We start from the raw sequence: 13,378 nt of genomic DNA on the forward strand, positions 1-13,378 counted from the left end.
TTCGCACAGAGGTATTCCGTAATGGCTTTACACCGGAAGAGCAAACGCAGACATCAAACCGGTTATATCGGTGAAGATATTTTCAGTGCAAATGCGGCACATCACAGTGTACCCCGATACAAAATGCCCAAGCACAGCATGCCTGCGCGAACCGGCTACCAGCTGGTGCGGGATGAACTGTATCTGGACGGCAACTCACGACAGAACCTGGCAACCTTCTGTACCACCTGGGCGGAGGATGAAGTACAGCGTCTGATGGCAGATTGTTTCGATAAAAACATGATCGACAAGGATGAGTACCCGCAGACTGCGGAGATCGAATCCCGCTGTGTACATATGCTCGCGGATTTATGGAATGCGCAGGACAAAGATGATTCCACTGGCTGCTCGACAACGGGCTCATCCGAAGCCGCAATGCTGGGTGGTCTCGCATTAAAGTGGCAGTGGCGCAAGCGACGGAAGCAGGAAGGGAAAAATACCGATAAGCCGAACCTGATCTGCGGCCCGGTACAGGTTTGCTGGCATAAATTCGCTCGCTATTTCGATGTGGAAATTCGCGAGGTTCCGCTGGACGGAAATGAGGTGTGCCTTAACCCGGAAAAAATCCGAGATTATGTGGATGAGAACACGATCGGCGTAGTCGCCACGCTGGGTGTCACGTTTACGTGTGTCTACGAGCCGGTGGAAGAAATCGCCCGCGTCCTTGATGCCATTGAAAAAGAAACCGGGCTGGATATTCCCATTCATGTAGACGCGGCCAGCGGCGGCTTTATCGCACCATTCGTACAGCCGGACCTGAAATGGGATTTCCGCATACAGCGGGTCAAATCCATTAATACCTCTGGGCACAAATTCGGTCTGGCACCATTGGGGGTCGGCTGGGTCATCTGGCGCGACGCTGCGGAACTCCCGGAAGAGCTGATTTTCCATGTGGACTATCTCGGCGGAGATATGCCCACATTTGCTCTGAACTTCAGCCGGCCCGGCGGCGAGATTGTTGCACAGTACTACAATTTCGTACGCCTGGGCATAGAAGGTTACAGGGAGATTCAGCAGGCCTGTATGGACACCGCGGTATGGCTCGGTGAACAGGTGGCCGATATGGGCCCATTCGATCTTTTCTACGACGGAAGAGGTGGTTTACCGGCCATCGGCTATTCTCTCAAGCCGGGCAAATGGGGGTTTGACCTCTACGATCTTTCCGATCGCCTGCGCATGCGCGGCTGGCAAATCGCTTCCTACCCTCTGCCGTCCAACCGCAAAGATACGGTAATCCAGCGCATTATGATCCGCCACGGGGTCAGCCGGGATATGGCCGCGCTGCTGGCGCAGGATATTCGCCGGGCCATCGAATATTTCTCTACTCATCCGGCGACGCCGTCGGAACCGCGTCCGACCAGCAGTCACTCCGGACGAAAAAACCCCGACTGAGTGGACAGACTTTGCAGGCGCTCGCGCCTGCGTGTAAGCAGAAACAGTATGCCGCCGTACAATACGCACTGCGCGGTCAGGGTAATCAGTGGAACAACCACTGACTCAACCCCGACACCCAACTGGTTGAGTCGCACAAACCCCTGTACTCCTGCGGAGCTGGGAATTAGGTAGGACAGCGCCCGCAATGGTGCCGGGACGCTTTCCAGCGGCCAGGAAAAGCCCGAAAGGAAAACGATGGGCAGTGAGGTAAACAGCAAAAACGGAATGACATCCTCCGCACTCTGGAACAGTTCAGCCAACAGCAGTCCGAGCAGTGAAACGGACAGCAGAAACAGCGCGAGAAATGGAAGCAGCTCCACCGCCTGCCCCACCGCGGGCAAATGGTAGACCGGAAAAATTATCCAGCGAATGACCAGGAACTGTAGAAGGTAGATTCCTACCCACGGGAGATTTCGCCCCAGGGTCCATGCCATGGCCGCGCCCCGAGTGGACGGCATTGGCGTTTTCAACTGGCGCCGCGCATCGCACAGTAAGCCCAGCCCAATCAGCATGGTCTGCTGTAATATCACCATGGCCACCGCCGGCACCACAAAGCTGGCGTAGCCACCGCCAGGGTTGAACAGTTCCACAACCTTTAACTGAAATGGCGCCTGGGTAACCGCCGCCAATGCCGGTTTTCCAGAAGTTGCCGCAAATGCGACCGCGCCCAGCTCTCCCCCGGCTTCAAGTACCGCGTCCGTAGCGGCATCGGCCAGCTGGCTATAGGCGAGCAGGTAGCCCGCATTGGCCAATAGCCCTACCACCGGTGATTCTCCCCGCACCAGATCCCGCTGTAGTCCCGCGGGAATTTCGACAATGCCCAGCACTTCCGATGCCTCCAGTGCGCGCTTGGCAGCCAGCGGGTCGGCGGACCGATCGACAATATGCAACAGCTCGGCGGCATCAATGTGTGCGAGTAACTGGCGCGACAGCGCGCTGTTATCCATATCCAGCGCATAGATCGGCATATCGCGATAAGCCTGGGGCGAATAGGGACCGGGATAAATTGCGCTGTAAAACAGTGCCGCGCCACCGAGAATCAGCAGGGTGGCCGGCGCCAACAGCAATGCGCGAATTTCGTAGCGGGCACCGGCAAACAGGGCTTTCATTCTGCCTCCCGGTTGCTTCTGCGGGAACGCCACAGAAAAACGCCGAGAGAAAAGACGGTAAAAACTGCTGCAAAGCCAAACAGGTGATACACCTGAGGCAACGCATATTGAATATTTACCCGCTCGGTAACCAACTGGGTCTGCAGGTGCAGAAACCAGGTTACCGGCAGGGCCTCCCCGAATAGACGTGCCGCCACAGGCATGGCGCCCTGCGGAAACGTAACCCCGGAAAATGCCACCGCGGGCCCCGCCAGAACACTCACACAGGAGTAGGCTACATGGGAAGGGAACGCCATGGCCAGCGCGGACCCCAGCCCCAGGTAAGCCACCACCATTGTCGCCCACCCGATAACAAACCACAGGGGCTCCGACATGGGTGGCAAGTCCAACCAGGTAAAACACAACTGCAGCAACACAATGCCGATGAACAGCCACCACGCAAATGCGATTGCCAGTTTTCCCCAAAGTCGGTTCCAGTTGTTGGCGTAAAGCCACTTGGGATTGTCACTGGCGATACAGCGGGCACCGTGCAGAATCACAAAGCAATGCAGACTCGCCGCAATCAGGGCGATACCGAGATATGCGGCGTAATCGAGCCCGGGGTTGAACAGGGGGTGGGTCTGGGTGCGCAGAGCCTGAGCCTGGGATTCTGCCTCCAGCATCGGCACGCCCACTGCCATACGCTGGGTCACCGATTGCACGCCCATCTCGGTGAGCAGCACTGTCTGCACATCGCTGCTTATGGCATCCGCGGTGGCCAGGGACTGCTCGTTGAGCAGCAGTGCAACCGTGGGCTGCTGGCCGCGCACCATATCCCGGCTGAAACCGCTGGGAAACGCGATAATCCCGTAACTATCGCCCCGCTCCAGCTGTGCCTTGGCGGTGTCCATTGAGGTTGTGGTGTGCACAACCCGGATCGCGGGGGCCGCGTCCAGGTCGGCCCGGATCTGGCGCGTTAGCGCAGAATTGTCCGGATCAACAACGGTTACCGGCAATCCGGTAATAGTGCGCTCACTGAAAATACTCATCAACAGGATGCACGCGATGATCGGAAGCCACAGTATTAACCAGTGTGTCGTTTTTTCGACGCGCCAGCTTTGCAGCTCGCGATGGATGGCCGCAGAAAATTCATTCATGGCTGCGACCGCAGTTCGCTCTCCGGAACCAGTACAGTCATACCCGAGCGCAGCCCGGCAATGCCTGACAGCGGCCGCGCGCGCACTTCGAAAGTACGCAGATCAAAGCTTCCCAAAGCGCGAGTCGAGGTCCAGGTGGCAAAGTCACCCAGCACAGAAATCTGGTACACACGCAGTGCAATCGATTCCCCCCGCTCCCCCAAGGCGGGTATTGACGCAGTCAGTCGGTCGCCAACCTTGAGACCATTCAGCAGATCTTCACGCACGTTAAAGGCGATCCAGGGAGTGTCGGTTTTTGCCAGCGTGGCGATGGGAATTCCCGCAGCGACAATTTCTCCTTCGCGAAAGTTGATTGCAGTGATCTCACCGTCCGCCAGCGCCACAACCTGTTGCTCGGCAAGGGCGGTTTCCACCAGTTGCCGTCCGCCTTCGGCTTCCCGGGTCACTGCAGCCGCTGTTGTCTTGTCCTGTGGGCGCAACCCCGAGGCCACCAGCTGGTAATTGGCTTTCGATGCCTGATACACAGACCAGGTAGAGCTTTGCGCGGCCATCGCTTCATCGAGTCGCTGGCGCGGCACCACACCCTGATCAAACAGACGCTGCATCCGCCCTGCGGTAACCCTGGCCAGCTTCGCCTGCGCAAGGGTGGCCTCCATGGCAGCGTGAGCGGACTCCACCTCTTCCGGGCGTGCGCCCTCATTGGCTTTCGATTGCTGTGCGGACGCGCCCTTCACCATCGCGTCGGCCTGCACCAGACGCGCCTGTGCCTCCGGATCGTGAATCTCCGCCAGCAGTTCGCCCTTGCGAACCTTCTGGCCCTCCTCAACATTCAATCGGGCCAGCCTTCCCGGATATTTGGTGGCAATGTTGAGTTCGCGCATTTCCACACGCCCCTCGAAATAACTCTCCTGCCTGCAGCCCGCGGTAAAGATGGCGATACCCAGGACGATTGCCAAGGGAAAGTAGATACCTTTATTTAACATTGGGCACCGCTCCCGGTCGGGCAAGTACGTCCAGTACTGTCGTTTCATGACCGCTTGCCAGCATCAGGCTGGTCCAGGCTATTAGGCTGTCATAGTCCGCCGCAAGCCGTTGCAGGCGCGCTCCGGCCAAGGCATTTTCCGCATCGATCACATCAATGGAGCGCCCTTCACCTGCGGCAAAGGCGGCGCGCTGCATCCGCAAGCTTTCCGCTGCCAGCCGCTCCGTTTTACGGGTGACCTGCCCACGACTCTGGGCATCCAGAAATGCGGAATAGCGCGTTTCCACATTCAATTGCACGCGCTCTTCCGCTTCCTTCGCCAGTGCCCGTGTCGCCCGCCACTCTTCCTGAGCCAGTGATACTCCCGCCCTGCGCGCACCACCGTCGAAGATCTTGAAAGTCAGATTGGCAGTTACCGTCCAGTCCGGAATCAATTCCGGCAGCTGATAGCTGTGTAATTCGAACCCACCGATGATGGTCACATCCGGCCAGTATTCCGAGCGCGCTACACTAACCACCTGTTCCGCCTGTCGTGCTGTGGCATTCAACTGCCGGATCAAGGGGTTGGCGCGCTGCGCATCCGCGAGCAACTGCGGTAAGCCCTGTGGCGACGGCAGTTGACTGGGCGGCGCCGATGCCACACTGACCGCCCTATTCTCCAGTCCCAACAGGCTGCTTAACCCGGCACGGGTATTTTCCAGAGCGTGCCTGCGCTCCTGCTCCAGCACTTCGGCCTGGGCAAGGGCGACTTCCGCGCGCATCCGGTCTGCGGCGGCGATTTGCCCCTCATTTTCCAGTGCGCGGGCATGTTGCAGGTGTGTACGCAGGCTTCCCACTACCGCAGACTGCACCTGCAGCGCGCGTTCACTGACAGAAACACCAAAATAACGCGCGGTGAGATCCAACATCAGGGTATTTTCCGTGACATCCTGCCCCGCACTGGCCACCTCAATCCCGATGGCGCTGGCTTGACGCAGCGAGCTGGTACGCCCGCCGGTGAATACCGGCCAGGTTAGCGTTGCCATGGTGAAAGCAAAGTCGCGAGGTTGCAGAATCGGGTTGGGAATTTCCGGTATGGCAGGATCAATCGAGTCCAGTACCTGATTGAGAAAACCGAGATCCACTTCTACCGCGTCAGAGAAATTCCCGTAAGTGGATATAACCCCCAACTGGGGCAATGCCAATGCACGGGCGGCACTACTTTTTGCCTGCGCACCCGCGAGTTGTGCGCGACCGGCCTCCAGCAGTGGGTTCTGCTGCAGGTGCTGTACCGCGCTCGCGAATGTTAACGGCTCAGAATAAAAGGCTGGCTCAGCCCGCACACTGGTGCAACAGACCAACAGCGTCAGAAGCAACCACCTGTTCACTACTAGCATCCATTCACATCAATTTTCCCAAAAGGAATAATGTTGATTTCACATAAATCTACTGACCGGCCGCTTCCACCCCGGACCGCTTCAACAGTGCAACCCGCTCAGGCAGCAGGAGAAGCCCACCGACAAGAAAACACAGGGCGCCGGTGAACGTTCCGGCATTATCCAACGACACACTCACCATGGTGCCATTTGTAAGCTGATACGAAGCGACAGCAGAAACACCAAATGCCACTGAACCTGACAGGTTCAGTGCAACAATCCACCAGGAAATCTGTCGTACTTTAATCGCAATCCATTTATGGCAAACTTCAATCCACGCCAATCCACTCGAGAGCAAAAAACAGACTGAGCCACACATATCCGGGCGCCACACTCTTACATCGGCTTCAGCCGAACCCATACCGGTCGTCATAGCCTGGTATGTACTCACGTTAAAAAATATGGTTCCGATCAGCTGAATCACTACGGCCCACCAATCAATGCGACGCAATTCCAGTCGTAACGGCTGCCAATTTCGCCGTGATACCTGACCAATGAATCCCCCCCCCGGAGACCACGCTGTGGCAGCAACCTCGAGATACTGAAGAAACGCAGCTGACGTGAAAAATATCGATCCGACAAAAAATGTGAGATTCCCGGTCGCCACGCCAACCCATTTCACATAGACAGATACGGAGCCAAGCATGAATGCGGTACTGCCCACTGCAAACAGCACACCTATCCACCAGCTGATCGCCGTTGGTGCCCACCACGTGCGCAGACTCTTCCCCTGCAAGCGGTTGTAACATTTTCGCTGTTCGCGCGAGCGCCAAATTACTCGAACACTTCCCGGCAGTAAAAACACTTTTCGGGTCAGAAAAGGACCGAAGCGACTTTCTGAAAGGGGAAGCCACTTTTTAGATCCATTGGCAGGCCGATCAGGTCTCGCGCTTGATTCTTTGTCGGCCATGAGACCCATTCATCCAGTTGAACACTGCTAACCATCCTCAATATAGTACTTTTTTCCTGCTCTTTTCCGCAGCTTTACAAATGCATCCATACTTTTTGCAAAACAAGAAAAAGAAACGCGGTGGAACAACCAAACATCAACACTCCATTTATTGCCACCAACGGACCCAGCATTCGCCAGGGCGGTGGCTGCACAACGTCGCCGTAGCCCAGAGCGGTGATGGATGTAGTGGTGTAATAGAGAGACTCCCCCAGGGTATCAATCAATTTTCTACGCCAGATGAAAATCGCCCAGGCCAGTGACTCGAGAACATGTGTAATAAACAGGATGATGAAACACATAGGAATCAGGATTCTGCCTGCATTCTGCGGGCCGTGCCGTCCAGCTAGCCAGCTGTGAATATCATTCAGCAGACGTGTCGCTTCCAGTAAAACCATCGCGTGGAACAAAAACACGGCTGCCGCCAACAACATGGCGAGAAAAAATGTTCGGCGCCAATGGTGCACTTCAATTCTTATATCCAACTGAAGCTCCCATTGGTGAAAGCGATATTCCCTAGCCACACCTGCATAGTCTGATCCTGCGTTAAAAGTCTCCACCCAGAGCGAGGTGCAACTGAATCCGATTCGCCAGACGCTGGTTTTCCAGCTTGATAACTTCGGCCTGTGCCACCAGTTGCTCAGTCTGCAGAATTTCCACCCATAGCAGATCCCGCTTCCCTGCCTGATATTGATCAATCGCAATTTCCACTGCGCGATCTCTGTCCGCTAATGAAGACCGCGCAAAGCCGAGTCGCTTCTCCAGTAGCCGTTCACTTTCCAGCGCATTTTCCACTTCGCGAAAGGCGCTCAGCAGACTGCTGCCGTAATTGGCCACCGCCTGTGCCTGCTGCGCCGTAGTGATGCGTACATAGGCGCACAGGGCACCGCCCTCATAGATTGGGATGATCGAACCCAATTGTGCAGAGGCGCGATCCTGGCTCAGGTGTAACTGCTCCAGCAGATGATCCCCCAGACGCTCTGCGGTCAATGAAAGGGAAAAGCTTGGGCGCAAAGCAAGGCGTGCGGCCTCCTGCCGGCGAAAGGCGGCGAGTACAGCGTATTCGGCGGCAAGAATATCCGGCCGACGGCTGACCAGCGCGATGGGCGTATCCGCGGCCACCACCGGTGGAACCGCGGGATAGTGGCTGGCGGCGGCAAGTTCCGCCGCCGGGTATCGCCCCAGCAAGACTTCCAGACTGCGCACTGCGCGCCCGAACGCAATACGCGCAGACTGGAGATTGGCCTGCGCCGACTCCACCCGCGCGCGGCTGTCCGCCACATCCAGTTGAGAGGTTTTTCCGCTCTGGTAGCGAAAGTCCGCCAGGTCGTAAAGGCGCGTGTAAATTCCCACGGCGCGTTCTGCCAGAGAAAGTAACTGTTGCGCCTCACTCACCAGATACCAGTTCAATGCCACGGTGGCGGCCAGGGACTGGCGTGCGTAGGCGTAGTCCAGTGCCGCCACTTCGTAGTCGATTGCTGCCGCCGCACGCTCCGCGCGCAGTCTGCCCCACACATCCAGCTCCCAGTTCAGGCCAAGCGCAATCAGTGTGTGGGTGAACGAGTGCTTTACGTCATCGCGACCACCATAGTCATAGGTGCGCTTGCCGCCCAGCTGACCACCAATCTGGGGCAACAGCTGCGCACCAACCACGGCTATCGTCTCCCGGGCTATGGCAACCGCCTCTGCGGCCTCTAGCAGGTCTCGGTTGTTCGCTAGAGCCTCATTGACTAAAGCGACCAGCGTCGGGTCGTTAAACGATTGCAGCCAGCCACTGTGAACCGGCGCCGAATAGGCGGCGGCCACCCACTGCTCAGGAATGCCTGTCTGCGGTGGTAACGCCTCGTTGAGTATTTCCTCGGGTGCAGGAAGCGGCTTCAGTGCACAACCTGCGATGGTCACGACAACGGCCGCGAGAAAGATCCAGTTCCGACACATCATCCGGCGAAGGGATAGAGCCAGTTGGACCAGGAATAGGCGCGAATGCCAATCTTGCGCAGCACCACAAAACCACTGGAAGGATCGGTGTAGATAGCGGCGCGCCCCTGAGTACCAATAGGAAATTTGGACTGATCTTTATCGTCGATGCGGATGGCAACCGCAAACTGTCCCTGCGGCAGCTCCTCGGGCTTATAGACAAAATGCGGCAGGCGACCGCTCGGCAGCATCTGCCCGCTGCCACTGCCGCGCCAGATCGCCTCTACCTTGCCGGTAAATATCTGTCCCGGATAAAGATCGAGCGCCACCTCGACTTCCTGCCCCTCTTTTACGTGCTTGAGATTTTCCTGAAAATAATTGGCCAGCAAATAGCGGTCTGAGTCACAGATAAACGTGGCGATGGCTCCTACCCGCAGAGCCCCTGCTACCATACCCGGGCGCACCTGAAGATTGATCAGGTAACCATCTTCCGGCGCCACCATCAGGGTGTTGTCGAGATAAAACCTGGCCAGATCGAGTTTGGCCTGAATACTGGCGACGGTGGTGTTTACCCCGTTGATTTCCGAGTGGTATTCAAGTTCGGCCCGCGCCACTTCGGCCTGGGCTTCCCGCACCGAAGCCTCGTTGGCGGCGACCTTAGCCGTCCACTTTTGAACATCTTCCTCGGGCCCGGCTCCGCGACCGGCAAGCTTTTGCGACAGTTCCTGCTCGTAACGCGCGTACACCAATTCACTCTGAAGCCGGACCACCTGCTGTCGCGCTACCTGTACATCCGCGGCTAACACCTCGACATTCTGTGTTGCCTTCGCCAGTTCCGCCTGCAGCTCTTTTACCTTGAGTTCATAGGGGCGCCGGTCAAACTGAAAGAGGGGCTGCCCCTTCTTTACCGGAACATTGGGCTGCACCAATACGTCTGTCACCAGAGTGGGTTCATTGAGACGTGGGGTCAGCTGGATGGTGTGCTGTACCAGGCGGGCATTGGTGGAGTACGGGGTCACGAATCGCAGCCCGATCATGAATATAAGCAGCAGATGCAGCCCAACAGAGACCGAAACCAGGCCCCAGACGATGTTGAACTTCATCCATTTGAACTTGAAAAAAGTGAGCCAGACGGCAATCACATAAACAAACAGGAGAACAAATCCGAACAGCATGGCCTGGTTCCCTAACTGGTTGCATCGCTATCAGGCGCTTGTTTGTCCTGCCCGTTTTTTGGCGCGGGCTTATCGTCTTCGCCACGCAGGCGGGCTATTTTCTCTTCGATTTCGCGTGCTTCATCTTCGGGGAAGTTACGGATATCAATGGTGTCTGTGGGTTTGAATGCCCAGATAAACGCGTTGATCCAGGGCACCACCGCAAGAAACCCGGCATACCCCATAATCTTTACCGCTTCCGCATCGGGATGTTTGCGCGAGATGGCAATCTTCCCCGGAAGCCCGGCAATCCAGATCAGGATTGCCATGATCGCAATACCCGCACACACGATCACGAGGAAGGTCAGATAATCCCAATGTGTCAGTTTGAACCCCATCTGAACGCATCCTTGAGCAGAGCCGATTACTGTTGATTATTTCTCCATGGCAAGAAAGTCATATAGTTGAAGCCCGTCGACATCGCCAATCAGGGCTGTTGATTTAGCCGCAGTATTGTCGCAGTCTACCGGCACATCCCACCTACTCACCCAGTGAAATCAGCGAAACTCCCCCATGATCGATTTTGAAAATAAAAGCCTGTTCAAGCTCAAGCAAAACGCGGGTTTTGCAGAAAAAGTAGCGCCACTTTTGATTGATGGTGAGGAGGTGCTCGATTCGTTCAAATCCATGCGGGACGGCGTGGTATTTACCAGCAAACGAATTATTGCGGTCAACGTACAGGGTATTACCGGCAGTAAGAAAGATTTCACCTCGCTGCCGTATAAAAATATCGTGGCCTATTCGGTGGAGACCTCCGGCACCTTCGATATAGACAGCGAGCTGGAACTCCACTTTTCGTCCCTGGGTAAGGTTCGCTTTGAGTTTAGTGGCAAATCGCGACTAATCGATATCGCGCACTACATAGCCCGCTACGCGCTTTAGACGTGAAGCGCCGTCAGCGCAAGTCCGGCGGACTCCCTGCCGGCACCTCCCGCGCGCTAGCGATTGGAGGAATATTTTTTGGCCTGATTACCGTGTTCACACTGATTGGTCAGCTGCCACCCGTGATTCCATTGTTCTATGCCGGAATGAGTCTGCTGACCTACCTGGTCTATTACCTGGATAAATCGGCCGCCCGCAGTGGCCGCCGGCGCACCAAGGAGAACAGCCTGCACCTGCTTTCGCTACTTGGCGGTTGGCCCGGGGCGCTGGTGGCACAACAGCACCTGCGGCACAAAACCCGGAAGCAGCCATTCCGACTGATCTTTTGGCTCACGGTTACCGCAAATCTCATGGCGTTGGCCTGGCTGCACAGTGGGGGTAATACCGGTTTCCTCGCAGGGTTCCCCCTGTTTGTGTACACATCTGTATAAAAACCTAAGCCCGGGGCCACCGTGCGTCGCATCCGCACAGAAAGGTCTGGGGAAGGTGAGGCCACTGCATGACTTACTGCACCCAACTGCTCAATAATCAGACAATATTCTCGACACCCCACCCCAAGCCCCGTATAGTGCGCGGCCCGCCATCTTTCTCGATTATGGCGACGCCGGCCATCCGCAAACCGCCGACCTTCGACTGCAATCCATTTACCTGCAAACGATTCACCACAATAAGCCCCGGGAAGACGCTCTTGATCACCACCGCCAACATCACCATGCAGTTTGGTGCCCAGCCGCTGTTTGAAAATATCTCCGCAAAATTTGGTAACGGCAACCGCTATGGACTGATCGGGGCCAATGGCTGTGGAAAGTCCACCTTTATGAAGATCCTGAGTGGGGAGCTGGCACCCACCTCCGGCAATGTCTCCATGGCACCCGGTTGCACTCTGGGCATTCTGAGCCAGGACCAGTTCGCGTTTGAGGAATACTCGGTCATCGATGCTGTGATCATGGGAGATACGCGCCTGTGGGCGATCAAGCAGGAACGCGACCGCATCTATTCACTGGCGGAGATGAGCGAGGAAGACGGCATGCGGGTGGCAGACCTGGAAGTGCAGTTTGCCGAGCTGGATGGCTATACCGCCGAGAGCCGCGCAGGGGAAATTCTGCTGGAGGCCGGGATCGAGGAATCTCTCCACTTTGGCCTGATGAAGCAGGTTGCACCGGGCTGGAAACTGCGTGTGCTACTGGCCCAGGCACTGTTTGCGGATCCGGACATCCTGCTGCTGGACGAGCCCACCAACAACCTAGATATCCACACCATCCACTGGCTGGCGGAAGTGCTGAATCAACGCAAATCCACCATGATCATCATTTCCCACGACCGGCACTTCCTGAACCAGGTGTGCACCCATATGGCGGATATCGATTACGGCGAGCTGCGGGTATTCCCGGGTAACTATGATGATTTTGTGGCGGCGTCCACCCTGATCCAGGAACAGCTGCACGCGGAGAATGCAAAGAAGTCCGCGGAACTGGAAGAATTGCAATCCTTTGTAAACCGCTTCTCCGCCAACGCCTCCAAGGCCAAGCAGGCCAGCTCGCGGGCGAAGAAAATGGAGAAGATCAAGCTGGACGAGGTAAAGCCTTCCAGCCGGGTCAAACCCTACATCACCTTCCAGCAATGCAAGAAGCTGCACCGGCAGGCACTGACCCTGGAAGACCTGGCCCACGGCTTCGACGGCGAACCGCTGTTTGCCGGTGGCGAAATGATCCTGGAAGCGGGCGCACGCCTGGCGGTCATTGGCGAGAACGGCGTGGGTAAAACGACCTTCCTGCGCTGCCTGGTCGACCAGATTCAGGCCAACAACGGCGTGGTGAAATGGTCCGAGAACGCCGCCATCGGCTATTGCCCCCAGGACGCCAGCGCCGACTTCGACAACGACCTCACCATCTTCGAGTGGATGTCCCAGTGGCGCACCCCCAAACACGATGACCTGACCGTACGCGGTATGCTCGGCCGCCTGCTGTTTACCGCCGATGACGCCAACAAGAAAGCGCGGGTCTGTTCCGGTGGCGAGAAGAACCGCCTGCTGTTCGGCAAGCTGATGATGATGGATACCAACGTGCTCATCATGGACGAGCCCACCAACCACCTGGATATGGAGTCTATCGAGGCCCTGAACAAGGCGCTCTCCCAGTACGAGGGCACCCTGATCTTCGTCAGTCACGACCGCCAGTTTGTGTCATCCCTCGCCACCCGGGTCCTGGAGATCAAGGATCAGCGTCTGCTGGACTTCCAGGGTACCTATGACGAATATCTGACCGATCGGGCACGGGAAGGGGCACGGGCGGCCTGAGAGGC

Annotated in this window: 13 protein-coding genes; 4 read left to right on the forward strand and 9 right to left on the reverse strand. The window is 56.9% G+C overall.

All coding sequences use genetic code 11. The annotated features are described in order from the left end of the window. Positions 1 to 21: 21 nt before the first annotated feature. The gene (locus tag AU11_RS11600; protein WP_043319524.1) at positions 22 to 1,431 is read left to right on the forward strand and encodes a glutamate decarboxylase; all 1,410 of its coding nucleotides are present in this window, start codon (positions 22 to 24) and stop codon (positions 1,429 to 1,431) included. On the opposite strand, the gene AU11_RS11605 is transcribed toward AU11_RS11600, so the two are convergent. From AU11_RS11605 to AU11_RS11645, 9 genes are all read right to left on the reverse strand, one after another. Continuing rightward, the gene (locus AU11_RS11605; protein WP_043319525.1) at positions 1,404 to 2,582 is read right to left on the reverse strand and encodes an ABC transporter permease; all 1,179 of its coding nucleotides are present in this window, start codon (positions 2,580 to 2,582) and stop codon (positions 1,404 to 1,406) included. The genes AU11_RS11600 and AU11_RS11605 overlap by 28 nt on opposite strands. Continuing rightward, positions 2,579 to 3,718, reverse strand: a complete 1,140-nt coding sequence (locus AU11_RS11610; protein WP_043319526.1) for an ABC transporter permease — start codon at positions 3,716 to 3,718, stop codon at positions 2,579 to 2,581. The genes AU11_RS11605 and AU11_RS11610 overlap by 4 nt, the downstream gene beginning before the upstream one ends. After that, a complete protein-coding gene (locus AU11_RS11615) occupies positions 3,715 to 4,701 on the reverse strand; it encodes an HlyD family secretion protein (RefSeq protein WP_043319527.1) in 987 nt (328 codons plus the stop codon). Before AU11_RS11615 ends, AU11_RS11610 begins: the two co-directional genes overlap by 4 nt. Then, complete coding sequence (locus tag AU11_RS11620; protein ID WP_197023828.1) at positions 4,691 to 6,067, reverse strand: TolC family protein; 1,377 nt, start codon at positions 6,065 to 6,067, stop codon at positions 4,691 to 4,693. The genes AU11_RS11615 and AU11_RS11620 overlap by 11 nt, the downstream gene beginning before the upstream one ends. Before the next feature lie 58 nt (positions 6,068 to 6,125). After that, complete coding sequence (locus AU11_RS11625; RefSeq protein ID WP_156035292.1) at positions 6,126 to 7,025, reverse strand: hypothetical protein; 900 nt, start codon at positions 7,023 to 7,025, stop codon at positions 6,126 to 6,128. A 74-nt stretch (positions 7,026 to 7,099) separates the two neighbouring features. Next, complete coding sequence (locus tag AU11_RS11630) at positions 7,100 to 7,549, reverse strand: ion channel (RefSeq protein ID WP_231491868.1); 450 nt, start codon at positions 7,547 to 7,549, stop codon at positions 7,100 to 7,102. Positions 7,550 to 7,610: 61 nt separating this feature from the next. Next, a complete protein-coding gene (locus AU11_RS11635) occupies positions 7,611 to 8,966 on the reverse strand; it encodes an efflux transporter outer membrane subunit (protein ID WP_231491876.1) in 1,356 nt (451 codons plus the stop codon). Positions 8,967 to 9,001: 35 nt separating this feature from the next. Further along, a complete protein-coding gene (locus AU11_RS11640; protein ID WP_043319533.1) occupies positions 9,002 to 10,156 on the reverse strand; it encodes an HlyD family secretion protein in 1,155 nt (384 codons plus the stop codon). An 11-nt stretch (positions 10,157 to 10,167) separates the two neighbouring features. Next, a complete protein-coding gene (locus tag AU11_RS11645; protein ID WP_043319534.1) occupies positions 10,168 to 10,533 on the reverse strand; it encodes a DUF3302 domain-containing protein in 366 nt (121 codons plus the stop codon). A 175-nt stretch (positions 10,534 to 10,708) separates the two neighbouring features. Here AU11_RS11645 and AU11_RS11650 point away from each other — a divergent pair, with 175 nt between their 5' ends. From AU11_RS11650 to AU11_RS11665, 3 genes are all read left to right on the forward strand, one after another. Next, a complete protein-coding gene (locus AU11_RS11650; RefSeq protein WP_043319535.1) occupies positions 10,709 to 11,077 on the forward strand; it encodes a PH domain-containing protein in 369 nt (122 codons plus the stop codon). Positions 11,078 to 11,079: 2 nt separating this feature from the next. Beyond that, the gene (locus AU11_RS11655) at positions 11,080 to 11,508 is read left to right on the forward strand and encodes a DUF1294 domain-containing protein (protein WP_051687208.1); all 429 of its coding nucleotides are present in this window, start codon (positions 11,080 to 11,082) and stop codon (positions 11,506 to 11,508) included. A 257-nt stretch (positions 11,509 to 11,765) separates the two neighbouring features. Then, entirely contained in the window at positions 11,766 to 13,373 is a 1,608-nt protein-coding gene (locus AU11_RS11665; RefSeq protein ID WP_081848082.1) for an ABC-F family ATPase, read from the forward strand. Positions 13,374 to 13,378: the final 5 nt, after the last annotated feature.

Origin of the sequence: Microbulbifer sp. HZ11, assembly GCF_000708675.1 — a bacterium.
Classification (GTDB): domain Bacteria; phylum Pseudomonadota; class Gammaproteobacteria; order Pseudomonadales; family Cellvibrionaceae; genus Microbulbifer.